The sequence below is a fragment of the Methylobacterium oryzae genome (genome assembly GCF_036441375.1).
In the GTDB taxonomy this organism is placed as follows: domain Bacteria; phylum Pseudomonadota; class Alphaproteobacteria; order Rhizobiales; family Beijerinckiaceae; genus Methylobacterium; species Methylobacterium oryzae_A.
Genome location: NZ_MLCA01000002.1, coordinates 60,242 through 82,850 on the forward strand (window position 1 = coordinate 60,242; position 22,609 = coordinate 82,850).

The 22,609-nt window shown below is 66.5% G+C and carries 23 protein-coding genes and 3 pseudogenes; 20 read left to right on the top strand and 6 right to left on the bottom strand.

What is annotated here, in order from left to right:
• Positions 1-11 precede the first annotated feature (11 nt).
• Positions 12-1,397, bottom strand: coding sequence for an aspartate aminotransferase family protein (locus MOTC310_RS08635; RefSeq protein ID WP_331301527.1), 1,386 nt, complete (start codon positions 1,395-1,397; stop codon positions 12-14).
• A gap of 50 nt (positions 1,398-1,447) precedes the next feature.
• Between MOTC310_RS08635 and gcvA the strand changes: the two genes are divergently transcribed.
• The gene (gene gcvA, locus MOTC310_RS08640; RefSeq protein WP_331301528.1) at positions 1,448-2,449 is read left to right on the top strand and encodes a transcriptional regulator GcvA; all 1,002 of its coding nucleotides are present in this window, start codon (positions 1,448-1,450) and stop codon (positions 2,447-2,449) included.
• Positions 2,450-2,909: 460 nt separating this feature from the next.
• On the opposite strand, the gene aqpZ is transcribed toward gcvA, so the two are convergent.
• Entirely contained in the window at positions 2,910-3,650 is a 741-nt protein-coding gene (gene aqpZ, locus MOTC310_RS08645) for an aquaporin Z (RefSeq protein WP_331301529.1), read from the bottom strand.
• 1,005 nt (positions 3,651-4,655) lie between these two features.
• Between aqpZ and MOTC310_RS08650 the strand changes: the two genes are divergently transcribed.
• From MOTC310_RS08650 to MOTC310_RS08680, 7 genes and pseudogenes are all read left to right on the top strand, one after another.
• Positions 4,656-4,979 (top strand): ArsR/SmtB family transcription factor, encoded by a 324-nt coding sequence (locus tag MOTC310_RS08650; RefSeq protein ID WP_331301530.1) that lies wholly within the window; start codon positions 4,656-4,658, stop codon positions 4,977-4,979.
• A gap of 143 nt (positions 4,980-5,122) precedes the next feature.
• Positions 5,123-5,424: pseudogene (locus tag MOTC310_RS08655) on the top strand (L,D-transpeptidase family protein); the annotation flags it as partial.
• Complete coding sequence (locus MOTC310_RS08660) at positions 5,408-5,875, top strand: DsrE family protein (RefSeq protein ID WP_331301531.1); 468 nt, start codon at positions 5,408-5,410, stop codon at positions 5,873-5,875. The pseudogene MOTC310_RS08655 and the gene MOTC310_RS08660, both read left to right, overlap by 17 nt.
• Positions 5,876-6,094: 219 nt before the next feature.
• Positions 6,095-6,520 carry a YeeE/YedE family protein gene (locus tag MOTC310_RS08665; protein ID WP_331292820.1) on the top strand — a complete coding sequence of 142 codons (426 nt, stop codon included), beginning with the start codon at positions 6,095-6,097 and terminating at the stop codon, positions 6,518-6,520.
• A 3-nt stretch (positions 6,521-6,523) separates the two neighbouring features.
• On the top strand, positions 6,524-6,973 hold the full coding sequence (locus tag MOTC310_RS08670) for a DUF6691 family protein (RefSeq protein WP_331301532.1): 450 nt from the start codon (positions 6,524-6,526) through the stop codon (positions 6,971-6,973).
• Positions 6,973-7,543, top strand: a pseudogene (locus tag MOTC310_RS08675) (TSUP family transporter); the annotation flags it as partial. The gene MOTC310_RS08670 and the pseudogene MOTC310_RS08675, both read left to right, overlap by 1 nt.
• Before the next feature lie 29 nt (positions 7,544-7,572).
• Positions 7,573-8,484 (top strand): MBL fold metallo-hydrolase, encoded by a 912-nt coding sequence (locus MOTC310_RS08680; RefSeq protein ID WP_331301533.1) that lies wholly within the window; start codon positions 7,573-7,575, stop codon positions 8,482-8,484.
• A gap of 285 nt (positions 8,485-8,769) precedes the next feature.
• On the opposite strand, the gene MOTC310_RS08685 is transcribed toward MOTC310_RS08680, so the two are convergent.
• Complete coding sequence (locus MOTC310_RS08685; RefSeq protein ID WP_331301534.1) at positions 8,770-9,444, bottom strand: Crp/Fnr family transcriptional regulator; 675 nt, start codon at positions 9,442-9,444, stop codon at positions 8,770-8,772.
• A gap of 185 nt (positions 9,445-9,629) precedes the next feature.
• Between MOTC310_RS08685 and MOTC310_RS08690 the strand changes: the two genes are divergently transcribed.
• The 4 genes from MOTC310_RS08690 (at position 9,630) to MOTC310_RS08705 (ending at position 11,915) form a co-directional block, all read left to right on the top strand.
• The gene (locus tag MOTC310_RS08690) at positions 9,630-10,430 is read left to right on the top strand and encodes a pentapeptide repeat-containing protein (RefSeq protein ID WP_331301535.1); all 801 of its coding nucleotides are present in this window, start codon (positions 9,630-9,632) and stop codon (positions 10,428-10,430) included.
• 81 nt (positions 10,431-10,511) lie between these two features.
• Positions 10,512-10,709, top strand: a complete 198-nt coding sequence (locus MOTC310_RS08695; protein ID WP_331301536.1) for a hypothetical protein — start codon at positions 10,512-10,514, stop codon at positions 10,707-10,709.
• Entirely contained in the window at positions 10,703-10,930 is a 228-nt protein-coding gene (locus MOTC310_RS08700) for an SRPBCC family protein (RefSeq protein WP_331301537.1), read from the top strand. Before MOTC310_RS08695 ends, MOTC310_RS08700 begins: the two co-directional genes overlap by 7 nt.
• A 271-nt stretch (positions 10,931-11,201) precedes the next feature.
• Positions 11,202-11,915, top strand: a complete 714-nt coding sequence (locus MOTC310_RS08705) for a hypothetical protein (RefSeq protein WP_331301538.1) — start codon at positions 11,202-11,204, stop codon at positions 11,913-11,915.
• Positions 11,916-11,954: 39 nt separating this feature from the next.
• On the opposite strand, the gene MOTC310_RS08710 is transcribed toward MOTC310_RS08705, so the two are convergent.
• Entirely contained in the window at positions 11,955-12,347 is a 393-nt protein-coding gene (locus tag MOTC310_RS08710) for a hypothetical protein (protein WP_331301539.1), read from the bottom strand.
• Between the two features lie 297 nt (positions 12,348-12,644).
• Here MOTC310_RS08710 and MOTC310_RS08715 point away from each other — a divergent pair, with 297 nt between their 5' ends.
• Positions 12,645-12,896, top strand: a complete 252-nt coding sequence (locus MOTC310_RS08715; protein WP_331292904.1) for a hypothetical protein — start codon at positions 12,645-12,647, stop codon at positions 12,894-12,896.
• Here the strand turns inward: MOTC310_RS08715 and MOTC310_RS08720 are convergent, their stop codons facing one another.
• Together MOTC310_RS08720 and MOTC310_RS08725 are read right to left on the bottom strand one after the other, a co-directional pair.
• Complete coding sequence (locus tag MOTC310_RS08720; RefSeq protein WP_331301590.1) at positions 12,897-13,592, bottom strand: VIT1/CCC1 transporter family protein; 696 nt, start codon at positions 13,590-13,592, stop codon at positions 12,897-12,899. It abuts the gene before it with no gap.
• A gap of 5 nt (positions 13,593-13,597) precedes the next feature.
• The gene (locus MOTC310_RS08725) at positions 13,598-14,143 is read right to left on the bottom strand and encodes a cytochrome b (RefSeq protein ID WP_331301540.1); all 546 of its coding nucleotides are present in this window, start codon (positions 14,141-14,143) and stop codon (positions 13,598-13,600) included.
• 38 nt (positions 14,144-14,181) lie between these two features.
• Between MOTC310_RS08725 and MOTC310_RS08730 the strand changes: the two genes are divergently transcribed.
• The 7 genes and pseudogenes from MOTC310_RS08730 to MOTC310_RS08760 all read left to right on the top strand — a co-directional run bounded on the left by MOTC310_RS08730 (position 14,182) and on the right by MOTC310_RS08760 (position 22,546).
• Positions 14,182-14,328, top strand: coding sequence for a hypothetical protein (locus MOTC310_RS08730; protein WP_331301541.1), 147 nt, complete (start codon positions 14,182-14,184; stop codon positions 14,326-14,328).
• Positions 14,329-15,256: 928 nt separating this feature from the next.
• Positions 15,257-15,877 (top strand): annotated as a pseudogene (locus tag MOTC310_RS08735) (cytochrome P450); the annotation flags it as partial.
• Positions 15,878-16,053: 176 nt separating this feature from the next.
• Positions 16,054-16,305, top strand: coding sequence for a Rossmann-fold NAD(P)-binding domain-containing protein (locus MOTC310_RS08740; RefSeq protein ID WP_331301592.1), 252 nt, complete (start codon positions 16,054-16,056; stop codon positions 16,303-16,305).
• Between the two features lie 172 nt (positions 16,306-16,477).
• Positions 16,478-17,209 carry a phytochelatin synthase family protein gene (locus MOTC310_RS08745; RefSeq protein ID WP_331301542.1) on the top strand — a complete coding sequence of 244 codons (732 nt, stop codon included), beginning with the start codon at positions 16,478-16,480 and terminating at the stop codon, positions 17,207-17,209.
• Between the two features lie 524 nt (positions 17,210-17,733).
• Positions 17,734-18,813 carry a lysylphosphatidylglycerol synthase transmembrane domain-containing protein gene (locus MOTC310_RS08750; protein ID WP_331301543.1) on the top strand — a complete coding sequence of 360 codons (1,080 nt, stop codon included), beginning with the start codon at positions 17,734-17,736 and terminating at the stop codon, positions 18,811-18,813.
• A complete protein-coding gene (locus MOTC310_RS08755) occupies positions 18,806-20,146 on the top strand; it encodes an NAD(P)/FAD-dependent oxidoreductase (protein WP_331301544.1) in 1,341 nt (446 codons plus the stop codon). Before MOTC310_RS08750 ends, MOTC310_RS08755 begins: the two co-directional genes overlap by 8 nt.
• 1,071 nt (positions 20,147-21,217) lie before the next feature.
• Positions 21,218-22,546 carry a glycosyltransferase family 87 protein gene (locus MOTC310_RS08760; RefSeq protein ID WP_331301545.1) on the top strand — a complete coding sequence of 443 codons (1,329 nt, stop codon included), beginning with the start codon at positions 21,218-21,220 and terminating at the stop codon, positions 22,544-22,546.
• Positions 22,547-22,609 lie beyond the last annotated feature (63 nt).

Consider the following 22,609-nt stretch of genomic DNA (forward strand, 5'->3'; position numbering starts at 1 on the left):
GCCGTCGACGGTCAGGCCGCCCGTCCGCGCGCGGTCACGTGAAGGCTCTCGCGCAGGGCGGCCTCCAGGATATCGACAGCGCGATCGATCTCGTCGGTCGAGACCGTGAGGGGCGGCGCGATGCGCCAGACCGAGCCGCGCTCGGGCCGGCGGCGGATGTTCATGCTCAAGCCCTTCTCGAAGCACTTGCGCGTCGTGAGGGCGCCAAGGGCGTGAGCCGGTGAGCGCGACTCTCGGTCCGTCACCAATTCGACGCCGAGGAGCAGGCCGAGGCCCCGTACGTCGCCGATCACATCGTGGCGCTGCTGCAGTCCTTCCAGGCGGCCACGGAGATAGGCCCCCATCTCGTTGGCGCGCTCGACGAGCTTCTCCCGGGCGATCACTTCTAGGACGGCGAGTCCCACCTCTGCGGTGAGCGGATCGGAAACGTGGCTGGTGTAGTAGGTGAAGTGCTTGGCGTGGATGTCTTCCTCGATCGCTGCGGTGGTGGACACGGCTGCGAGCGGCAGACCGCCGCCCAGAGTCTTCGACATCGTCATGATGTCGGGCACCACGTCGAAGTGCTCGGCGCCTGTCCGCGCGCCGATCCGGCCGAAGGCGGTCTGCGCCTCGTCGAAGATCAGGAGCATGCCGCGCGCGTCGGCGGCTTCCCGCAACGCCTGCATGAAGGCGCGCGACGGCACCAGGACGCCGCCCGCGCTGATCACCGGCTCGACGATGATTGCCGCGCCCTTGCCGGCCGACTGCATGTCGTAGAGCTTCAGAGCGAGGTCGAGATTGGCGAGCGCAGCCGCTTCCTCATCAAGGCCCGGGAAGTACGGCCGGTAGGGGTTCGGCTCGGGGATCACGAACACGCCGGGCGCGGGCACGCCGTAGCCCTTGCGGTCGCTGGCCATCGATACGGAACTCGCCCCGCCTGTGATGCCGTGCCAAGAGCCGCCGAGTGCCAGAACCTCGTAGCCGCCGGTGTACATCTTGGCCATGCGAAGGGCGACCTCGGTCGCCTCCGAGCCGGTGTTGATGAAGATCGTCTTGCTGAGATCCCGGGGCAGCCAGTCGTCGGCAAGCACCTGCGCAAGTTCGGCCACCGACTCCGGGATCATCCCGCTGAAGAAGTGGAACGCCTTCTCGCCGGCCCGGTGGACCGCCGCGACGATCGCAGGATGGTTGTGGCCGATCGTGGCGCACATCTGGCCGGAGGTGAAATCGAGGTACTCCCGCCCGCTGCTGTCAGTGACGACAGTGCCCCTGGCCTTCGTGAACAGATTTGGAAAGGTGTCCCCACCGTAACGGACCAGATGGTCCTCAGCCGCCTTGAGGAATGCGCTCATTGTCCGCTCCATCAGAGGATGCCAGGGCCATGCTCGTGCGGCGTGCCGCTCGTAGAGGCGCCGCATCGGCATCGGCGTTGCGTCGTGTCAGGAGCAGGGGTAGTCCTGGGATGCCGATGAGCGCCAACTCGAAGAATTCACCGGGTGCTGAGGCAGGCTCATCACCCGAACGGAACCTGCCCCGGATGCCGCCCTTGCGAGCGCTGGCGGCGTTCAAAGCGGCCGCACGGCACGCGAGCTTCGCGAAAGGCGCCGCGGAGCTCGGCGTGACCCCGTCGGCGATCAGCCACCAGATCCAGCAGCTGGAGGATTTTCTAGGTGTGGCGCTGTTTCGCCGGCAAGCGGGCCGCGCTGTCCTGACCGCAGCGGGCAGAACCTATGCGAGCGAGATCGAGGAGGCGTTCAGCGCCATCGCGGCGGCGACGGAACGGGTCGCCCCTCAATCGCAGCGCGAGCATCTCGTCGTAGCGGCGAGCCCGAGCTTTGCTGTCAAATGGTTGCAGCCACGGATGCAAGGCTTCCTGCGGACGCATCCGGAGGCGCGCATCCGCCTCTCCACCTTGTCGGAACGGGAGGACATCGAGAAGGAGCGCTTCGACATCGCGATCACCTACGGCCGGCCGGCCCACACGGCGATGAGCATCGAGCCATTCCTGCTCGAGTGCCTGCGCCCGCTGTGCAGCCCTGAACTCGCCGCCTCGATAGGATTGCGAACACCGCGGGATCTGGCGCGCACGACCCTGATACATTCCGTCAACGCACTGACATGGGCCGACTATCTGCGTCGGGTCGGCGAGGCGGCCTTGCGCCCGCGCAACGAACTTTGGCTCGACCGCTCTCTGATGGCGGTTGAAGCCGCGGTGTCCGGCCTCGGCGTCGTCTTGGAGAGCGAGGTTCTGGCGGCGGACGAACTGCGCGACGGCCGGCTCATCGCCCCCTTCGCCGATCAGGGGTTTGAAGTAGAGACGACCTCGTACTTCCTGATCCGGCCGCTGGGCGTCAGCCGCGGATCGTTGGCCAGGGCGTTCGAGGCGTGGTTGCTTGAGGCGATCACGGCCGAGAACCTGACGGTAGCGATGGCTGGCCAGCCGACAGGGCGTTCGGCGAGAACGTCGTAGATTGCGCGATCTCGACGGTCGATCGGGGTCGGTCGAGAGAGCGGAGACGGCCTCCGCTTCGATGCCGTGTTGCTCGAGAGCGCAGCTTCCTGAAACAATCCTGTCCGGTCACTCCGCATCTGGCCCTGAGCCGGCCTTCGAAAGGTCCGCGCAACGTCGGGCTGACCAGCCCGCAACGAGCGGACTTGGCACGAAGCGGCCTGTCCTTTTCGGAAGTGGTGGACCGACAGAACAGATTGCGGAGTGGCGGGAAAGATCCGCCCTGCATCTTACCGCGGATGGCGACGGCTGGCGTTGAAGACGGGTCTGGCCGCACCCCGCGAAGCACCCGCAACGAGCCGCATCACCACCGGAAGCGAACGTTCGCGGACGAGGGTCTGAGCGTCCATCGCAGACGTTGCGAGGCAGCCCGGGTGAACGTCGCTCACCCGAGCTGCCATCACCTGAAAGGATGCCGGTCTCAGACGGCAGCCTGCTTCTCGACGACGGTCGTCTCCACGATGTCCGCGGGCTCATACAGCCACCGGGCCAAGGCCCCCGCGGCCATCGCGCCTACAATCGGCGCCAGCCAGAACAGCCAAAGCTGACCGATGTACTCGCCGCCTGCGATCAGGGCAGGTCCCGTGCTGCGAGCCGGGTTGACCGAGGTGTTCGTCACCGGGATCGAGATGAGGTGGATCAGCACCAGGGCGAAGCCGATCGGGATACCCGCAAACCCCACCGCGGCGCCTTTCGACGTCGTCCCGATGATGATGAACAAGAAAAAGAACGTCATCAGGAATTCGGTGACCAGACAGGCTGCGAGACCGTACTTGCCGGGGCTGAGGTCGCCATAGCCGTTCGATGCGAAGCCGTTTGGAACCCAGCCCGCCTTGCCGGAGGCGATACTGTAAAGGACGCCCGCCGCGAGAACGGCGCCGATTACCTGGGCGCCGATATAGGGCAGGACGTGCCGCGTCGCGCACCGATTGCCTGACCATAGGCCGAGCGTCACGGCAGGGTTGAAGTGCCCTCCCGAGATGTGGCCGACCGCATAAGCCATCGTGAGCACCGTGAGACCGAACGCGAACGCGACACCCAGGAAGCCAATCCCGAGTTCGGGGAACGCGGCCGATAGTATGGCGGCGCCACAACCGCCGAAGGTGAGCCAGAAAGTGCCGAAGAACTCGGCAGTCGCCCGGCGCACAGTATCATGGTCCATGTCGATACCTCCCGCTGCTTAGGACTGCGATGCGCCCACGGAACAGGTCTCGAATTCGTTCGTCGCGCGTCGCGAAGATGATTTGCCCGCGCGCCCTGCGGGCGCCTTGCAAATGAAGGGCGCGAAGATTGCACATCAAAGTACATTTCGCAATTGATGTTGATCAGGCGTATTTTTTATACGCGTTAAGTTCGCTCCGTCCCGATTCATGTCTGCTTCTCGGCAGGAGCCCGACGGCTGCTCGCCACCCAACCCAGCCGCCCGAAGGCGCTCACCAACGCGACTGGAGCTGGCCGTAAGCGAAATGACCGCTTCGAAGAACGCCGGTCGGACAAGCGGACGGCAGGTTGGCTACGTCGCCCACCTGGCGATGAAGGCCAGCGACGACCTTCTTGCTGGTGTGCGGATCACCCTGGCCTCCCGGGCCGCCGATGCGCTTGAAGCGACATGTCGTTCATCCCGACCCAGTTTCTGACGCCGCGGAAGGCTCCCTGACGGTGGCCGGGACCGAGCGGGCCTCCGCGCCGTTCGACCCGGACGCGGAGCCGGACCGTTCGTCTTGGGGCATGCCCGCGGACGGTTCGAGGTTGTCGGCTTCAAGTCGATGCGGGCGCTTCCGGGTTCAGGGTCGAGCAATGTCGTGTCGACTTCACTCCGACGCGCCGTCGCGATCGCCGATGTCCCTGGCCTCCTGCTCGGCCGGTCAGTGTCGGCGGCATCCGGGCACCTCGGCCCGGGCGAGCACCGACAACGCGTGCACGGCTTGTGATCGGCTACGGATGCCATTCGCGGGCCTGGTCGCCCTCGCGTCCCGCCTCGGAGCCCGCCCCCTTGGCTGGACGAAGGCAGCGGCCGGTTCGTCTCGGAGAGGGGTCAAACCATCGTCGTCCAAGTCGTCGAGCCTGCCCGGACGGGCGATTGCGGCGGCGTGTGCCACTATGGCGAGAGGGAACGCGTACACTATATTAGGGTCAGCTAAAGAAGCGGGATTCCGGACCGGGGCCGATGGACGCCGTCACGCCGAACGAACTGATGCGGCTCCAGGACAAGGCCGGAGATGCGGCGCGCCTGCTCCGCCTCCTCGCCAACGAGAAGCGCCTGCTCATCCTCTGCCTGCTGGTCGCCCGCGGCGAGATTGATGTGACGAGCCTCGCCGAGGCCGTTGAACTCAGCCAGTCAGCCCTTTCGCAGCACCTCGCCAAGCTGCGGGAAGACGGGCTGGTCGCGTATCGCCGCGAGAGTCAGACACTCCACTACAGGTTGGAGGATCCCCGCGCCGCCCGCGTGCTCGCGACCCTGAAGGACATCTTCTGCCCCGAACTCGGCTGACCGCGTCAACCACGGAAGATCTCCGCCTCAAGTCCCGGCCGGTCCGGTCGGCGGCTCAGCCCACTCCGGCAGGACGCCAGCTCGGCGATGGTGAGGCCGAGCCCGCTCGACGCAGACGCTCGGGATCGGCCCGCAGGGTATATCCATCGAGCGTCGGTGAGGCGGCTTCTTCCGGATGTATCCGCATGATGAACCAGGACGTCATCGACCTGCATCGGTGCGTGCCGACGGCCACCAAGGTCGTGGTGCTCGGGACACGGGGAACCGCCCATGCCGCTCGGCCTGCGGTGCGGGGAACGACCGGTAGCCCGGCGGCGATGCTGGGACCGGGCCGGTCAGGGAACACGGTCCGGACCATGCGCGCCTCGACGACCTATCCGGCGGCGCCTCGGTGACGCCCGCACCCCTTACGGACGACGGAGTGGCGGATGAAGACGGTGTTTAGGAGCCTGATGCTCGCCGTCGTCCTCGCGACCCTGAGCATCGGGACGGTCCGGGCCGGCTCGGAAGTGCCGGCCGGTTACTATGCCGACCAGAGGGTGGTCTACCACAACGGCGGAGGCGGCCCGGACGGACCGGCCTACTTCAAGCGCCTGCTCGGCAACCTGCGCAATCACGTCGAGGCCGTGGGCAAGGCGCATGTCGAGATCCGCGTGGTGAGCCTCGGCGACGGGGTGGCGCTCTTCCAGTCGGCCGCGAGCGACGAGGAGCTTGCCGGCCGCATCGACGCGCTGAAGGCGATGGGCGTCCGGTTCCTGGTCTGCGCCAACACCCTGCGCGAACGGAAGATCGACCGCGCCGCGCTCCATGGCGTCAGCGAGGACGACGTCGTGCCGAGCGGCGTCGCCGAGCTGGCTCGCCTGCAGGGACTGGGGTTCGTCTACATCCATCCTTGAGGCCTGCCGGAGGCGTGACACCACCTCGGTGATCGACTGCGAAGCCCCGCCGGTGCGTCGCTGCACGTGACCGTCGGCCACCCATCCGCCGGACCGCTTTCCCGCTTGCCACAACATTAGAGGGTGCTAATTAAGTGCTATCTAATGTTTTCGGTGCGGGACGTCTGTTCCCGCGGCCGAGCCGGGTACCACCCGGATCGAAACTGGGAGCAGATCGCGATGGATGGCTTCACCCCAGTCGGCGCCCTTCTGGGCGGAGTGATGATCGGCGCGTCCGCGTCGCTGCTGCTGCTGCTCAACGGGCGCATCGCCGGCATCAGCGGCATCCTCGGCGGCCTCTTGGCCCCGCTGTCTCGCGAGACCGGCTGGCGAGCCGCCTTCGTGGCAGGCCTCGTCCTGGCGCCCCCCGCCTACACCGGCCTGGGTGGCAGCGTGCCGCCGGTGACCGTCGGGGCGTCGTTCCCGCTCCTGATCCTCGCGGGCCTGCTGGTCGGGTTCGGGGCGCGCCTCGGCGCCGGCTGCACCAGCGGCCACGGCGTCTGCGGCATCGGCCGCGGCTCGCCCCGCTCGCTGGCCGCGACCGGCACCTTCATGGCCGTCGCCATCCTGACCGTCCTCGTCGTGCACCATCTCGTCGGAGCCTGAGCCGTGGCCAAGACCGCCTCCGCCCTCGCCGCCGGCCTCCTGTTCGGCCTCGGCCTCCTCGTCTCGGGCATGGCCAACCCGGCCAAGGTCCTCGCCTTCCTCGACGTCACGGGCCGCTGGGACCCGAGCCTCGCACTCGTCATGGCGGGCGCCGTCACGGTCTCGGCCGCCGGCTACCGCCTGGCGCGGCGGCGCGGCCGGCCGATTCTCGCGCTGAGGCTCGATGTCCCGGTCCGGCGCGACCTCGACGCGCGCCTGATCGCCGGGGCCGCGATCTTCGGCCTCGGCTGGGGCCTGGCCGGCCTCTGCCCCGGGCCCGCCCTCACCCTCCTGACGGTGGCCCCGGCCGAAGCCGCGACCTTCGTGACGGCGATGGTCCTGGGGATGCTGCTTCTCCGCCTGGTGCCGCCGGCGCGCCTGAAGCCGACGGCCGTGCTGGGAGCCGACGCGTGATGCCCGGACCCGCCACATCCGGTCTCGCCGCCGGCTCGGGCAGGGTCGTGGGCGTGATCCTCGGCCTCGTCGGCGGAGGCGGCTCGATCCTCGCGGTGCCGCTCCTGACCTGCGTGGTCGGCGTATCCTCGCCCCACGTCGCCAACGGGACGAGGGACCGGGCGGTCTCGATCAGCGCGGCGGGGAACCTCGTCCCGCAATGGCGGGCCGGGAACGTGAAGTGGCGCCGCGCGGCGGCGTTCTCGCGTGCCGGTGTTCTCGGCGCGCTCGTCGGCTCGGCGGCCGCCAGGGCCGTCGACGGACGGAGCCTGCTCGCCCTGTCGGTGTCGTCATCCTCGGGGCCGGAGGCCTGATGCTGGCGAGATCCATGCCGCTGCGCGTGGCCATCGGCTCCACTGACCGCCGGCCGGCCTGTTCATCCTGGGCGGCGCGCTCGGTGGCCTCGTCGACTCGAAGCTCGGCCAGCGCCTCGCCGGGCGCGAACGCGCCCTGACCGTCACCTTCGCCGGCCTCGTCATCCTGGTCGGCCTCTACGTCGTCGCCCGCGGGGCTTTGCCGCTCCTCGGCACGAACGCCCGAACCCGGACAGGAGGAGATCCATGTCGGACCAGACCGTCGGAGCCCTGCGCGGGCATCCCGTCGTGACCGGTTTCTACGACGCGCCGACCGGCAGCATCCAGTACGTCGTCGCGGACCCTGAGACGAGGCGCTGCGCGATCATCGACCCGGTCCTCGACTTCGACCCGAAGTCCGGAGCGACCGCGACCCGCTCCGCCGACGCCCTGCTCGCCCATATCGAGCGCGAAGGCTACGCGCTGGAGTGGATCCTCGATACCCACCCGCACGCCGACCACTTCTCGGCGGCCGGCTACCTTCACGACCGGACAGGCGTCCCGACCGCCATCGGCGAGAAGATCGTCGACGTGCAGCGGCTCTGGAAAGGGCTCTACTGCCTGCCCGACACGTTCCGGACGGACGGGTCGCAGTGGTCCCGGCTCTTTGCCGACGGCGAGCGCTTCCGGATCGGCAATCTCGACGTCGGGGTGATGTTCACGCCCGGCCACACCATGGCCTCCATCACCTACCGGATCGGCGACGCCGCCTTCATCCACGACACCCTGTTCATGCCCGACAGCGGCTCGGCGCGGGCCGACTTTCCGGGCGGCAACGCGAGCGCGCTCTGGTGCAGCATTCGGCGCATCCTGGCCCTGCCGGACGACACGCGGCTGTTCACCGGGCACGATTACCGCCCGGGCGGCCGGGCGGCGGCCTGGGAGAGCACCGTCGCCCGCCAGCGGGCCGAGAACCCGCACGTGCTCGAAACTCCGACCGAGGCGGCGTTCGTGCGGATGCGCGAGGCCCGCGACCGCGAACTGCCGATGCCCAAGCTCATCCTGCACTCCCTGCAGGTGAACATCCGCGGCGGCCGCTTGCCCGAGCCCGAAGCGAACGGCCGCCGCTACCTGAAGATCCCGCTGGACGCCCTCGACGGCGCGGCGTGGGGCGAATGATGGGGACGCTCATGTCCACGACCAGCGCGAAGGACCGAACGGGCCTCGGACCGGTCGCCCATGTCGCGGTCGGCTTCCCGGCGCTGACGAAGGCCGGCGGCACCGTCGATCCTGCCTGATCGCGGCCGGCAAGGCGACCGGCCGCGCCCGGCGCCGGGCTCGTTCACGCTGCCCGTCGGAGGCTACCATCCGTGACCGAGACAACGCCCGACGCCGAGCCGACGGCCGCAGGGACGAGAAGCCCGATCCGCATCGGTCTCCGTGCAGATGCCGGCACGCCTCAGGTCAGCGCCGACCCGCGGCCTCCAGGCCGGGGCGGTCAACGATCTCGACCGCGCCACGCCGGACCTCGATCAGGCCCGCCTCTGCCCACTGCGCCAGGATGCGGCTCACCACCTCGCGCACGCTGCCGATGTCGTCCGCAAGCTTCTGGTGGGTCACCGCGGCCACGCCCCTTGGGTCCGCCTCGGCCAGGAGACGATGGGCGAGGCGCTGCTTGAGCGGTGCGAACGCGACCTCGTCGATCAGGGTGAACAAGCCGGACATCAGCCGCGTGTAGTCGTCCATGACGAGGCTGCGGAAGGCGGCGCTATCGCCCATCAGGTGCTGGAACGTGCTCACCGGCAGGGCCGCGAGTACGGTGCGCTCCTCGGCGACGCTCTGCGCCGGGAAGGTGCCGCCGGACAGGAGGCACTGCGTGGTCAGGGCGCAGGTGCCGCCCGGGCCGACCTTGTAGATCAGCACCTCGCGCCCGCCCTCCGACATGCGGAAGATGCGCGTGCGTCCCTCCAGGCACATCAGGTAGTTGGCGCACTCGCCATCGAGCTCGTAGGCGATGGCGCCCGCGTCCAGCACCGGGAAATGCACGGTTCCCCGGGCGATCTGGAGGTGCGCTGGGCTGAGTGCCTGAAGGAGCGGGAAACGGTCGATCCAACGTTCGACCTTCTGGGCATCCGTCATGGCTGGCGTCGTCCCCCGGCCATGACGACGGGTTGATCGTCCGGCTCGCGTTGCGTTTTTCTCCCGCCGCGCCGGACTTGTGTGACCTGGGTCACCGACCGGGTGCAGCGGCCCGGCATAGCATCGCGCCACAACGAACACGATGAGGGCACCCGCCATGCGCGGCGCCCACCGGGAGTGAGCCGATGCGCCGTTTAGCCCTGAGCTTCATGCTCGCCGCCCTCGCCGCCGGCCCCGCCGCGGCCGAACAGGACCTGCTGCTCGGGGCCGACATGTCCTCGCCCGCCATGACCAGGGCCGAGATGAGCCGCGCCGACGTCGAGGCGCTGATCAAGGGCGCGGACGGCAAGCCGGTCGACCTGCACGACAAGTCCCTGTCCGGACTCGATCTTTCCGGACTGAACCTGCGGGGCGCCAACCTCCGGACGGCGCGCCTGAACAAGGCGAACCTGCGCGGCTCCGACCTCAGCGGCGCGAACCTCGAACAGGCGTGGTTCATCAAAGCCGACCTGTCCGGCGCCAAGCTCGCGGGCGCGAAGATGTTCGGCATCACCGCCCGGAACGCCGACCTCAGCGGGGCCGACCTTAGCCGGTCGATGCCCATCGGCGACTTCAAGGGCGCCAACATGGCCGGCGCAACGTTGGTCGACCTCAAGGGCGGGGCCGACATCAGGAACCAGTCGATGGGCCTCATGCGCGCCGTGTTCGTGTCGGTGAACCTCTCGGGTGCGAACCTGAAGGGCGCCGATCTCGGGCGGTCGCGGCTCGAATACGCCAACCTCACGGATGCCGACCTCACCGATGTGGTGCTGATGGGCTCGGACCTGTCCGGAGCCAATTTGACCGGCGCCACAGTGAACGGTGCCGATTTCAAGAACGTCGACGTCAGCGGCGCCCGACTGATCGACCTCAAGGGGCAGCAGGAAGCCAAGGATTGGGCCGAGCGCGTGAACGCCGACCGTGCCGTCACCCAGGCATCCGATTGAGCCGACCGTCCGACTCGCCCCATCGCCGAGGAGATGGACCAACCCACGGCCAGCCGTCGCGTCCGGTTCAAGGAGCTGCAGGTGTTCGACGTCGACGTTCTCCGCACCGTCGCGGCCATCCTGCTGACCCCGATCGGGCTCGTCCTGATGGTTCCGGCCGCCCAGACCCGGCTCAACGATGCGTGGCTGGCGATGTCCGGTCCGGCATCCTGCCCTAGCTTTTCGGCGACTCTGGCAAGGGGCGAAGTAAGACAGGTCCGCGACAGCGTTGAATGCTGAAGAATGTCGTGCCCGTCGTGGCTCTGGTCGCCATGTTCGCCACCCCGGCTCTCGCCCTTGAGGTCACGAAGACGGCGACCATCGCGGCATCGCCGGACGAGGTCTGGAACACCATCGGCGGGTTCTGCGGTATCGGCGATCGGCATCCCGTCATCGAGACGTGCGCGCTGTCCCAGAAGGGCGGCAAGCAGGAGCGCGCATTGTCGCTGGGGAGCCCCTGACGACAAGGAAGGAGGCAATTGCCGGAGTCTGTGAGACGGGCCTGAAGGGCATCGCCGACAAGTCCCGGTGATTGCGTCGGCAGGCAGGGACAAGGGGGCCGCTCCCGGTGCACCCTCTGGGTGGAAGCGCGCCCAGGCTTGAAAATCTTCGGCGTCCTGGCGGCGCAGCGCGTCGGCGAAGCCACGAGTGCGATCACATGGTGGTGCTTCGCGCCGAACCGTTCCTCCGGCCCTCTATACTTCTGGGGCGAAATTGAAGGGACGGTCGAGAATGCGACAGGTGAAGGTCAGGCTGATGGAGCCGGGGCTGCGGCCCCGGCGGACGCGCTTGGAAATCCCCGGTTGGGCGGGCGATCCCGAGCCCCGCGCGGACGGCTCGCAGGAATATGCCTGGCACTGCATCCCGTTCTCGGAGGCGGCCAAGGGCGGGATCGAGCTGTTCTACCCGTACGACGCCGAGTTGCACGTGAGCACTCGGGACGGAAAGCTGGTCTTCGGGGGAGGACTCGCAGAGCCCGGCGGGCCAGGGCCGCAAAGGCCGCCGTTCCGGAGCTTCGGCGACGCTTACTACACCTATCAGATTCTCATCGACCTGAAGGTCGAGGAGGGCTGGGCGATCAAGACCGAGACTCATCCGCGCTTCTACACCGACCGGACCGGGACCGTGCCGGTCGCGGTGCCGGCCCTCATCCGGCACTGGTGGCCGATGATGTACTTCATGGTGTTCAAGGCCCCGGACGAGGGCCGCACGCACATCTTCCGGAAGGACGAGCCCTTCATGCAGGTGTCCGTCGTCCCGGCCGAGGCCGATTTCGAGCTCGTGCCCATGTCCGAGGCGGAGGCCGCCGAGCGCGAGCTCCAATCGCGGCGCATCTACGCCAGCCGCGCGACGCTGGCCGCCGACTCCCAGTGGACCTCGGCGACCCACACCGTGTTCGACGGCACCTATCGGCGCATCCTGGGCGCCGCCAAGAGTGAACGGTGAGGCGGGGCGGGACGGAGATCCCACCCCGCCGCAGCGGGCTCAGTACCCGTAGGGCACGTAGTAGCCGTGATGGTGATGGTGGTGATGATGGTGGTGGTACCGCCGGTAGTACCGGTGGTGGTGATGGTGATGATGATAGAACGGCGGGTAGAAGCCGTGATGATGGTGATGGTGGTGATGATAGTAGTATTGCGCCTGCTGGACCGTCGCCTCGCCGTCGGAAGCGGCCGGTAGCAGCCCGGCCTTCGCCGCGACCTCGTCGGACTCCTTGAGGAGTGCCACGGCGTCAGGGATGGGCTTGAGCAGGTCGGCGTAGCTCTCGGCCTGCATGGCCGCGGCCAGCCCGGTCTGGGCGGGCATCGCGGCCTGCGCCGGGTCGGCGGCCGCGAGCAGGGTGACGGCTCCGATCAGGCCAGCGACTGTCTTGTCCATCGACGGAATCCTTCCTTAGAACGGCGCGACCCGCCCCGAAGACGCGCGGACGGAAGCGCCGCCGGGAACACCATCCGCCGGAAAGCCGTTCCGGCTTGCTCAGGGCCAGGCGATCACTTCTCCGACATGAGCATCGAAGTGCCTGCTGCCGCTCGCGATGACCCGCGCCGATACTGCATGAAAAGAAATTTAGTCGATTTTCACCGCATCCTCAGTTGCTGCATCCAGCGCGACGACGGCATTGCAGTGTCGGCGCGACCATGCGGCGCGTGCCTGCCGCTTTTCGAGGAGTCGACGATGGCGAGACGTTTGCGTTGCGCCTTGCTGGTTCAACTCGCGGTCGTGCCTGCGGCCTCGGCCCAGCAACCGGCCGCGTCACCGGACGCGCCCGCATCCTTCGTCGAGCCGACGGACGCGGCGCACCGGCACTGCTCCGGCTCCTGCCTGAAGACCGGCCCCCTGCAGTGGTTCTGCCGGCCCGACCAGACCTGTTCCCTCGATTGCGGGACTGCGCCCCCGAAGATGCACTGCCACGACCCGAGACGGTGATCAGACGGCCTTGCCGACCAGGCTCCCGATGCCCGCCGTGACGGCCATGGCCAGCACGCCCCAGAAGGTCACCCGCGCCGTGGCCCGCGCGATCGGGGCGTCGCCCGCCTTCGCGCCGAGCGCCCCGAGCACCGCCAGGAATATCAGGGCGGTCCCCGACACGGTGTAGACCGCGAGGTTGCCGGGCGAGAGCGCCGCCGTCGCCAGGGGCAGCGCCGCGCCGACCGAGAAGGTCGCCGCCGAGGTCAGCGCCGCCTGGACCGGCCGGGCCGTCGTGACCTCCGAGATGCCGAGCTCGTCCCGGGCATGGGCGCCGAGCGCGTCCTTGGCCATCAGTTGCTCGGCGACCTGCAGGGCGAGCGCGTGGTCGAGGCCGCGGTCGACATAGATCCGCGCCAGTTCCTCCCGCTCGGCGGCGGGATCGCCGGCGAGTTCGCGCCGTTCCCGGGCCAGGTCGGCCTGCTCGGTGTCGGCCTGGGAACTCACCGAGACGTACTCGCCCGCCGCCATCGACATCGCGCCCGCCACGAGGCCTGCGCTCCCCGCAACCAGGATCTCGCCGGTACTGGCCGCGGACGCAGCGACGCCCACGATCAGGCTGGCCGTGGAGACGAGGCCGTCGTTGGCGCCGAGCACCGCGGCGCGCAGCCAGCCGATGCGGTCGATGAGGTGCCTCTCTTGGTGGACGGGTCGCATGGTCATCAGGATCCCCGGGGCAGCATGCGACGCAGGACGGCGTCGTGCCGGAGGTAGTGGTGTACGAGGGCGGCGACCGCCTGGAACAGGGCCAGGGCCAGCAGCACGTTGGCGGTGAGCCTGTGTGAGTGCGTCGGCGACCGCCGCCACCCGGGGTCGCGGACCTGCGGCAGGCTGATCGGGCCGAGGGAGACGCCGCGCACGAAGGCGTTGGCGATGCCGAGGCCGACCATGATCGGCGACAGGACGTAGAGCGCGGCGCGTGTGGCCTTCGCCAAGCGGTAGAGCGGCCCCGGATCCACCACCGGCAGGTCACGGCCCCCGGGCCGTCGCCCGACGAGGCAGGCGACGGTCATGCCGGCGAGGACGAAGCCCAGGTCGAAGTGTCCAGGCCGCATGCCGGAGCGCCGCGTGCCCTTGGGGGCGAGGTCTTCGAGGAAGGTCCCGACCAGCCACAGGCCGGGCGCGAGCGCGGCGGTCGGCCAAGGGAGCGCGATTGTGCCGCCGTCGTGTCGCGGCGCCGGGCGCCTCGTGTTGTCGGGTTCCGTCATGGTCGAGGTCCGGCCTACGCCGGTGATGCTGCCATGGGATGACGGTCGTTGACGACCGGGCCCCCGGGGCGACGGCACGCCTGCCCTTGGCGCTGATGAACCAGAGTTCCTCGCTCTCGTCCTGGACCGTCTTCACCGCGATCTGGCGCAGCTTCAGCACAACCGGCTCCACGCTCGTCGACTGACCTCGCCGCGTGGTCCGCGCCTTCGGTCCGGGCTGATCGTCTCAATCAGCACGGTCCAAAGCCGGCCGGTGAGGTCACCCAACATGCGATGTATTTCAAGCGTAACCGAGTCGACGATCTCTTGAAACGCGGTCGAAATCCCATTGAGCTACCAGGTTTATCGGGAGGTCGGGGCGCTTGGCGTGCAACCTTGATACTGGGAACCAGCCAAGCCGAAACCCGCCGGGATGATCCACCGTCGCATGGTGTTGGCCCATGAAATCCGTTGCTTCTCAGATCTGCGCCGCTGGCGTGTTTTCGGCGTCCGTTGTCTGCGCCGGGTCTCTCATGGCGGAGCCGCTGCCGCTATCCCATGGCAATTACGTCCAGGCGGATCTGGCCTGCGGGGGCGCGCCGTTGGCTGCTTTGAGGACATACGACGGGCAGGGGCTCGGCGGCCCGCACGACAGTAAATGCGTCAGCAAGATCATAGACGCTCGTGGCAAGACGTACAAAATAGCGACCTCCTGCGCCGCCGCCGGGGACGGAAGCCCGGTCGTGCCCACGACCACGTCCGAGACGGTGATCGTGCAATCGCGCGGAAGCTTCAAGATCGTGGACGCGTCCGCCGGCGATCGAGGGGGCGTATCGTTTAAGCTTTGCGCTGGAAGCAAATAAGTGCAGCAGAAGAATCAACTGGATTTTGGTCTCCAGGATTTGACGCACGGGGAGCGCTGAATAGCTGGTGCATCTCCATCGTGTGTGCACGCGGCCATGCCGCCTGCGCCCGGTGAGAGGCGGCGCATCGGATGATCCTTGCGTTATACGCGGTGGCGAACCGGGATGGTCGAGACTCTGATGAGTTCAAACGAATGGTACCATGTATAGCACCGGCCACCGCTTCGAGCCTCCGCTCGCACCCGACCGCGTCACCGGGCTCGGCGTCCCCATGCGGCTCCGTGGCAACGCCTTCTCCGCCGCGGAGCGGCGCTCCGCGGCGTCGCGGGATACACCGCGCGACATGTTCGATATGCTGGCGGATGCCTTTGGGGACGAGGACGAGGGCTTGTTGGCCGATGAGGTGTCGACGATGCTCTTCGCCGGTCACGAGACCACGGGACTAACACTGTTCTGGGCGTGCCTTCTCCTCGCTAACGCGCCTGAATGGCAGGACGCCGTGCGCGAGGAGGCTCGCTCATGCGACGTGTCGCCGAGTTCGGTCGGAGAGGCGCTCGCGCGCTTGCCGCTGACACGGGCCGTGGCTGTGGAAACCTAGCCACTATATCCCCCGGCCTGCATGTCCGCCCGTGCAGTCATGGATCCGTACGACCTACGCGCGCTACCGGTTCGAGGTGGCAGCCGCATCCTCCTTCCATTCTGCATGCTGCATAGGAATGCCGCGTTCTGGGCCTCTCCATCGCGTTTCGATCCATCGCGCTTGCTCGACGCCGCGAGGCCTGACCGGTTTACGTTCCTGCCATTCGGTGCCGGGTCGCGTGTCTGCATCGGCGCTCAACTTGCCGTGGCCGAGAGCATGCTTGTCCTCGCTCGGCTCCTGCGCGGCAACGCGATCGCGATGGAACACGCCGGCCCTGTTCAGCCAATCGGGTCATTCTCAACCCGGCCGAGCCGTGTACCTATTTTCAAGCCGCGCCGCGGCGCGCATCAGGCACCGGCGAAAAGCCCCAGATCAAGGTCACGACTCCACAACCGGGTGGCGTGCGAACCGATTGGGCCGGCTCCTCGATGGCGCTCCCCGCAACCAGCGAGCCCTATCGGCAGGAAGTCGGGCCCTTCGTCCAGTTGTTGCGGAAGGGGTCCGGCACGGAGCCCACCGATCCAAAGAAGGTTGCCACGGCGATCGTGGATCTTTCCGGCCGTGACGATGCACCGGTCGAACTCCTGAGCGGCGTGGACGCCTATGATCTTGCTCGAAGAGCAGCCGTGGCCGCGCCGGACCGGGCGTGGAAGGACCTGACCGTATCCGTCGCGTTCTGAGGCCGGTCGCCGACGGCGAGCCCGGACCTAACCGGATGCCAATAGAACGCCCCCGAGCGCGACGCGTATTCGAACGCCGACGCTCGCACCGGTATGCGGCCGCGAACCCGCGGTGCGCGCCCGCGCTTGGTCGCCCCTGCGGCCGTCCTGACGTGAGCGGAGTACTTCGTGCATGGCTGGCGGAAAGGCTCGACGAGGCTGGAAATGGACCCACCGTCTGCTCGCCGTGTCCGGGGCGGCCGTGCTTCTCTTCGGCATCTTCGGCGCGGTGACCCTCGGTCCGCTTCTCCTCAGGCCGAATGCCTATAAGGCCGTTGCTTCGATCGAGACGCAGCCCTCGTTTCACGATCCTGCGCTGCTCGCACGAGCCTGGGCTTTGCCGGTGGCCGAGAAGTACCGGCAACGTCCTTACGAGTACCAGAGCAACCCGAGTTTCTGCGGTCCCGCCAGCGTGGCGAACCTGCTACGCTCGCTCGGTGTCGATTTCGCGCAAGCCGATGTAATCCGCGGCACGAGATTCCAGCCCTGGTTCGGCCTCCTTGTGAACGGTCTGACGCTGGAAGAGTTGGCGGACCTGATACGGAGGCGGCTCGATCGCCCAGTGCATATCGTGCGCGATCTGTCGTTGGCCGCGTTTCGCGAGGCGATGAAACGCAGCAACGATCCGAACAGGCGGCTGATCGTGAACTTTCATCGCGGGCCATTGTTCGGCCGAGGCGCCGGACACTTCTCGCCAGTTCTTGGATACTTGCCGGACCGCGACTTGGTTTTCGTCGGGGACGTGAACGGAGACTACACGCCTTTCCTCGTCGGAACGGAGCGGCTCTGGCAGGCCGCGACGACGATTGACAGCGCGTCCGGCAAAGCCCGCGGATTGCTCATCGTCGGTCCCCTCGCACCCTAACCGCGATGTACGGTTTCCATCGCAAACGGCGCGTCAGTCGCGCGGACAAAGTCCGGCCCCGTCGCGCGGATCTCGATGTTTCAAACTCCCCCGACGCTCGGCAGCCGGTAACTGCGACCTGCTCCGGGATAAGGATATCGACGGCAGCGTGGCGCGCAGCATTTGCACATACAGTTGAGCGCATGCCCGTACGTGGCACGGCTGACCGCCAGCGCCATCGACCGACCGTACGGCTCGAGCACTTTCGGTGCGCCCTCATCGCCCGACCCTCGGCTGAGCGCCCGAGCGTACATGAGTCGCAACGCTCGAGAGGCTGTCTTGTCCATCATCCTAAAGGTGGACTTGCAAAGATCACCTTATAGGGAGGCGGATTACTGGCCATTGGATGGCTCTAGATCCGTATTCCGTGGCCGTTGACGTGAACACGCCGCTCGTGAACAAGGAGGGGGCGACGCAATCGCGAGCAGCGTGAGGCTAAGGGCGTCGCCCATTGCTTCGTCAAAACTCGGAAGGCTTCCAGTCCAATGCGTGGTGACCTGGGCCATTCGACGCCTGCACAGGCAGGCGTAGCGCGCCTGATACGGCCTTTGCTCGGTGTCGGCATCTCGCTCGTGTTCGTATATCTGGCCATCCGCAATTTATCTTGGCCACAAATTCGGGACGCACTAGCGGCCGTCGACCTTCGGTACGCGCCAGTAGCGCTCGCTTGTCTCGCGCTCGGATACGCTGCACGCATCACGCGCTGGTGGATAATGCTACTTCCCACCCGCTCGACTCTGCTCTGGCGCCAAGCCGCCGCACCGTACCTGATCAGTATCGCAGCGAATAACGTGCTTCCGTTTCGCATGGGCGACATCATGCGCTTGTTCGCTTTCAGAGGCCAAGTCGGCCTCGAGGCGAGCAGGGTTGCCGGCACGCTCCTCGTCGAGCGCCTCCTCGATCTATTCGCGCTGCTCGCGATCTTTGTCCTCGTTTTGCCGTTTGTGCCGACGTCGGAAAGTGCCGAACGCATCGCGTCGCTCGCCCGCTGGGCCGCTGCCTGCGGCGGCTTAGCGATCATCGCCTTGATCCTCGTTGCCGTGCTCGAGCGCCTCGTCGTTCGGCGGCTTGAAGCCCACCCTCTGACCCAGGCAATTCCGCTCGCTCCGAAGGTGCTGGCGACCGTCACGAGCCTGTCCGACACGCTGCGCGCGATAGGACGACCGAGCCGCATCCTGTCTCTCTGCCTCCTGTCGGCGGCAGCTTGGCTATGCGAAGGAGGCGTGTTCGTGGTCGCGGCCCGAGCCGCGGCCGTACCGCTCGACGTCCCAGGTGCATTTTTCTCGCTCGCGGTCGCGACGCTCTCGACCCTCTTGCCGAGTTCGCCCGGTTACGTCGGGACCTTCCACTTCTTTGCCATGCAAGCCGCCCTCACTTTCGGGGCGATGCCGGCGGCGGCGGCCGCGTTCGCGATTGTCGTCCACTTCGCACTCTGGGCGCCCACCACGCTCGCCGGCGCGCTCGCTGTTCTGGCGAGAGGCGCCCGTCGCCCGCGCGACTGGTCCATCGGCCTCCGCCCCATGAAGACCGATACGTTGCTTCCTGCGAGATTTGACGATGCCTGAAACCTCTCCGCACGTCGCCGTCATCGGCGGAGGCTTCACGGGCCTCGCGGCCGCCATCCGACTCCTCAAGGCCGGGTGTCGAGTTACATTGTTCGAAGCAGATGCGGGTCTTGGCGGTCTAGCCGGAGGCTTCGATATTGGAACAGGGCAAGTTCTAGAACGTTTCTACCACCACTGGTTCACGAACGACCGCCACGTTGTCGACCTCGTGAAGGAGATCGGGCGGGAGGGGGAGGTAATCGAGCGCCCGACCCGAACGGGAATGTATTACGCGAAGAGCTTCTTCAAGCTGTCGACACCGCTCGACCTTCTCCGCTTCGACGCTCTGAGCTTCCTTGATCGCATCCGGCTCGGCACCGTGGTGCTGCGTGCCCGCCGTGTGAAGGACTGGATGAAGCTCGAATCTTTGACTGCCAAGGAATGGCTCATCCGCATCTGCGGTGAGCGGGTCTACAAAGTCGTCTGGGAGCCGCTGCTGGTCGGCAAGTTCGGCCCCTTCGCGGACGAGGTTTCGGCGGTCTGGTTCTGGAAGAAGATCGCGCTCCGCGGGAGTTCCCGCAGCTCGGACGGGCGTGAGATCTTGGCCTACTACAAGGGCGGTTTCGCGGCCTTGGCCGACGCGCTCGGGGATGAGGTACGTCGGCTCGGCGGAACGGTCCGGGTTTCGACGCCGGTGACAGGCTTTGCGTCCGAGGACGGCCGCATTACCGGCGTCCGGACCTGCGAATCTGTGATTCCGGTCGACTCCGTCCTCATGACGCCGGCATTGCCGCTCATCGCCAACCTTCTCGAAGGACACGTCTCGGCGGACTACGTGGCGCGGCTCCGGCGAGTGCGCTACCTCGCCAATGTTTGTCTTGTCCTAGAGCTCGACCGCAGCTTGTCCGAAACGTATTGGCTGAACGTTGCAGACCCGACGTTTCCGTTCGTCGGAGTCATTGAGCACACTAATTTCGAGCCGCCAGAGTCTTATGGCGGCCGACATATAGTCTATCTGTCGAAGTACTTGCCCGAGAGTGATCCCCTCTACGCGATGTCGGCGGACGAACTCCTTGCCTACGCTCTGCCACATCTACAGCGAATGTTCCCTCGTTTCGATCCCGCTTGGATCACAGACAGTCATGTCTGGCGTGCCGCCCATGCGCAGCCGATCATGGAGCGCCACTACTCCTCGATCATTCCGGATGTGACAACACCGCTCTCGAATCTGTATATATCCACCATGGCTCACGTCTATCCAGAAGATCGCGGGACGAATTACGCCATCCGGGAAGGCCGCAAGGTGGCCGACGCCATCAACAAAAGTCTTTGCTTGACGGCTCAGACTACCTAGTCGCGGAGCGGAAACCGGCCAGCGTGACGCGAACACGCACTCGTTGCCGTCGATGAGCCATCGCCCCTCGCTGCGGCCTGCTGCTTCACTCTCTAGCGGGCCGTTCAAGAACTTTGCCAGCGGCGAGCGACGATGGGAAACTCGTCGCCGTGGAAGCCGATCTCGCGCCCACGCGAGTCATCCGCCCGAAGCTCGCCATCGGGAGCCGCAGGCCTCGTCCATCTCATCGTTCTCGTTCCGGCCGAACTGAGGTCGCCACCGCCGGCGAAAACCCTGGTAGCGCATCCGAAGGCGAACTTACCGCGGGCGGCTTCGAAGAGAATGAAGGCTGGCTCGATCCGGTTGGCAGAGTCGTCAACGCGGCTCAGCGGCGCGATGAGCTGCGAAGTCCACTGAGTAGAACAACGCCCCGAACGCCGATCCGAAACCTCGCATCCGCCTTAGCCGAGCGCTTCTGGGCGTGAGTGAAGAATGCCCGGCTTCGCCGCGCGATGGATGCCTTCGACGGCCTGCTGGACGGGTTTGCAATTCTTGAGCGCTGATACGCTCCGTACGACGTCATAGCAGTCCTTCGCCGCGGTCGATCTGATGAGCCACGCCATCATCGGGTTCTGGAACCCGCGCTGAGTTCCCACGATCGCCGGAGGGCGCGCAAATCTGCATTGTAGTCGAATGTACCGGCGGCTCGGACAGGCGTTGCGATCGAATGCGGGAGCGCATCGATTCGGTGAAGTCAGATACCACTAAAGTGTGTCTTCCGTTCGTGTGAGAGTGACAGGATCGTCTCTGATCTTCGAGGCGCGAGAGAGGCTGCCGCAACGGATCGGTTCTACAGACATAAGTCCGCCGACAGCAGTTTCCACGGCACTGCGATCCCGGAAAGGCTCTTGTGTTGAAGTATCCCAACAGGATGTCGGCTTGCGGAGATCCGGGAGGAGCGGTCCGTTGAAGGCTTCCCTGACCTCGTCGCGATCGGTCGGATTGTATCCGAGACGCGACACAATCCAGGGCCGCTCCCACGCCGAGTGAACATCGAAGGCCATGAATTCGCGAGAGAGGCTGGATTCAGCGATGCTCAGAACCCCGAATGACCTCGCCGGGCGCGCCTTGGCCACTGGAGGTAATAGGAGCGAAACTCTCGCCGGATTCGCCGGTCTGGCTCTGATGGCAATCGGCATCATCAGCGTCATGCTCATGATCGCGCGGCAAACGAACTGGCCGTCCGGAACGGACATGCAAGTCTACCTCGATGCCGCGAGATTGCTCGTTCATGGCCAGAACCCGTACGTGATCGTCGAGAGCGCCGACCCCTACCCCTATCCCCCCTTTTTCGCGCTCCTTGTCGGCATAATCAGCCAAATTCTAGGCTATGGGAAGCTTTGGATCCTGTGGCCGTGCCTAAGCATCGGTCTGGTTCTCGGCTGCGTCACGCTCTTTCGAAGCTTCGGCCGGATCATGCCGGACGGGTGGCTGCTGTTCGTGACCGGCCTCATCTTGTGCAGCCGGGTGATCCGCTCGGATCTATTTCATGGACAGATCAATATTTTGATCTTGTTCGCTGTCCTGCTTGGCTTGCGATACTTTCTGAACGGAGCCATCACCCGTGGAGCGGTCGCTTGGGCTCTCGTCTTCGTTTGCAAGCCGTTCATGGGCGTGCTGATCTTCTACTTGCTCTGCCGGAAGGGCTGGCGAGCAGCCGCCTTGACCGTAAGTGTCGCGGCCGTACTGTTCATCGGTCCTTTTCTCTTGATCAACAACGCCATTGAGGGAGTTCGGGGTTGGCTGGCGGCCTCGACCTTCCTCACGATGCTCCCGATGGCTGCGCGGCCGGATCATCAGTCGCTACCGGCCCTGGCCAAACGGCTCTTCGTCGAGAATCCATTCAGCGTTCCATGGATTGACGCACCGGTCGCCGCTCAAGTCGTGAGCGTTCTGGCCGCGGCTCTCGCCGTCCTTGTCTTCCTGGTTGCTATAGCATTCCGCCCTGGGCTCGAGAATGCTCAGCATAGGATACCAGAGGCAGGACTGGCTCTCGCCGAGGTCGGCCTGACAATCGGCATCGCGCTAAGCTGCGGGCCGCTTCTCGAAGGCGACCACCTCATCTTGATTTGGCCCGCTCTTTATGGGGCAGTTCTCTGCGCGCAGCGGGCCGGCCCGGATCCCGAGACGAGCCGGGGACGCTGGATCGTCGCTGCAGCGATGTGGTGCACCGTCTTCTGGGTGTTCGCCCTTCCGAAACTGCCTTACATCCTTGCCTCGGTGACATGGCCCGTGCTGAAGGGCCCTGAGATCCTGATGAGCGGGTGGAACGGCATCCTGGTCTTTCTCGCCTGCCTTGCAACGTCCTCCGCTCTGAGAGCGCGCGTAGATCGGGCCGGCGTGAGACAGCTCGCGTCCTGATGAAGGCTCGAACGCACGTGGACAGTCCACGGACTCATCGTCGATCGCGCGTGCTTCTGCCGG

Coding starts and splice junctions, on each gene's coding strand:
- MOTC310_RS08740 (WP_331301592.1), top strand. CDS start 16,054: ATGGCGCTCCCCGCAACCAGCGAGCCCTATCGGCAGGAAGTCGGGCCC.
- MOTC310_RS08710 (WP_331301539.1), bottom strand. CDS start 12,347: ATGGACAAGACAGTCGCTGGCCTGATCGGAGCCGTCACCCTGCTCGCG.
- MOTC310_RS08690 (WP_331301535.1), top strand. CDS start 9,630: ATGCGCCGTTTAGCCCTGAGCTTCATGCTCGCCGCCCTCGCCGCCGGC.
- MOTC310_RS08730 (WP_331301541.1), top strand. CDS start 14,182: ATGACGGTCGTTGACGACCGGGCCCCCGGGGCGACGGCACGCCTGCCC.
- MOTC310_RS08745 (WP_331301542.1), top strand. CDS start 16,478: ATGGCTGGCGGAAAGGCTCGACGAGGCTGGAAATGGACCCACCGTCTG.
- MOTC310_RS08715 (WP_331292904.1), top strand. CDS start 12,645: ATGGCGAGACGTTTGCGTTGCGCCTTGCTGGTTCAACTCGCGGTCGTG.
- MOTC310_RS08760 (WP_331301545.1), top strand. CDS start 21,218: ATGCTCAGAACCCCGAATGACCTCGCCGGGCGCGCCTTGGCCACTGGA.
- MOTC310_RS08660 (WP_331301531.1), top strand. CDS start 5,408: ATGAAGACGGTGTTTAGGAGCCTGATGCTCGCCGTCGTCCTCGCGACC.
- MOTC310_RS08650 (WP_331301530.1), top strand. CDS start 4,656: ATGGACGCCGTCACGCCGAACGAACTGATGCGGCTCCAGGACAAGGCC.
- MOTC310_RS08720 (WP_331301590.1), bottom strand. CDS start 13,592: ATGCGACCCGTCCACCAAGAGAGGCACCTCATCGACCGCATCGGCTGG.
- MOTC310_RS08685 (WP_331301534.1), bottom strand. CDS start 9,444: ATGACGGATGCCCAGAAGGTCGAACGTTGGATCGACCGTTTCCCGCTC.
- MOTC310_RS08750 (WP_331301543.1), top strand. CDS start 17,734: ATGCGTGGTGACCTGGGCCATTCGACGCCTGCACAGGCAGGCGTAGCG.
- gcvA (WP_331301528.1), top strand. CDS start 1,448: ATGAGCGCCAACTCGAAGAATTCACCGGGTGCTGAGGCAGGCTCATCA.
- MOTC310_RS08700 (WP_331301537.1), top strand. CDS start 10,703: ATGCTGAAGAATGTCGTGCCCGTCGTGGCTCTGGTCGCCATGTTCGCC.
- MOTC310_RS08705 (WP_331301538.1), top strand. CDS start 11,202: ATGCGACAGGTGAAGGTCAGGCTGATGGAGCCGGGGCTGCGGCCCCGG.
- MOTC310_RS08755 (WP_331301544.1), top strand. CDS start 18,806: ATGCCTGAAACCTCTCCGCACGTCGCCGTCATCGGCGGAGGCTTCACG.
- aqpZ (WP_331301529.1), bottom strand. CDS start 3,650: ATGGACCATGATACTGTGCGCCGGGCGACTGCCGAGTTCTTCGGCACT.
- MOTC310_RS08680 (WP_331301533.1), top strand. CDS start 7,573: ATGTCGGACCAGACCGTCGGAGCCCTGCGCGGGCATCCCGTCGTGACC.
- MOTC310_RS08665 (WP_331292820.1), top strand. CDS start 6,095: ATGGATGGCTTCACCCCAGTCGGCGCCCTTCTGGGCGGAGTGATGATC.
- MOTC310_RS08635 (WP_331301527.1), bottom strand. CDS start 1,397: ATGCGGCGCCTCTACGAGCGGCACGCCGCACGAGCATGGCCCTGGCAT.
- MOTC310_RS08725 (WP_331301540.1), bottom strand. CDS start 14,143: ATGACGGAACCCGACAACACGAGGCGCCCGGCGCCGCGACACGACGGC.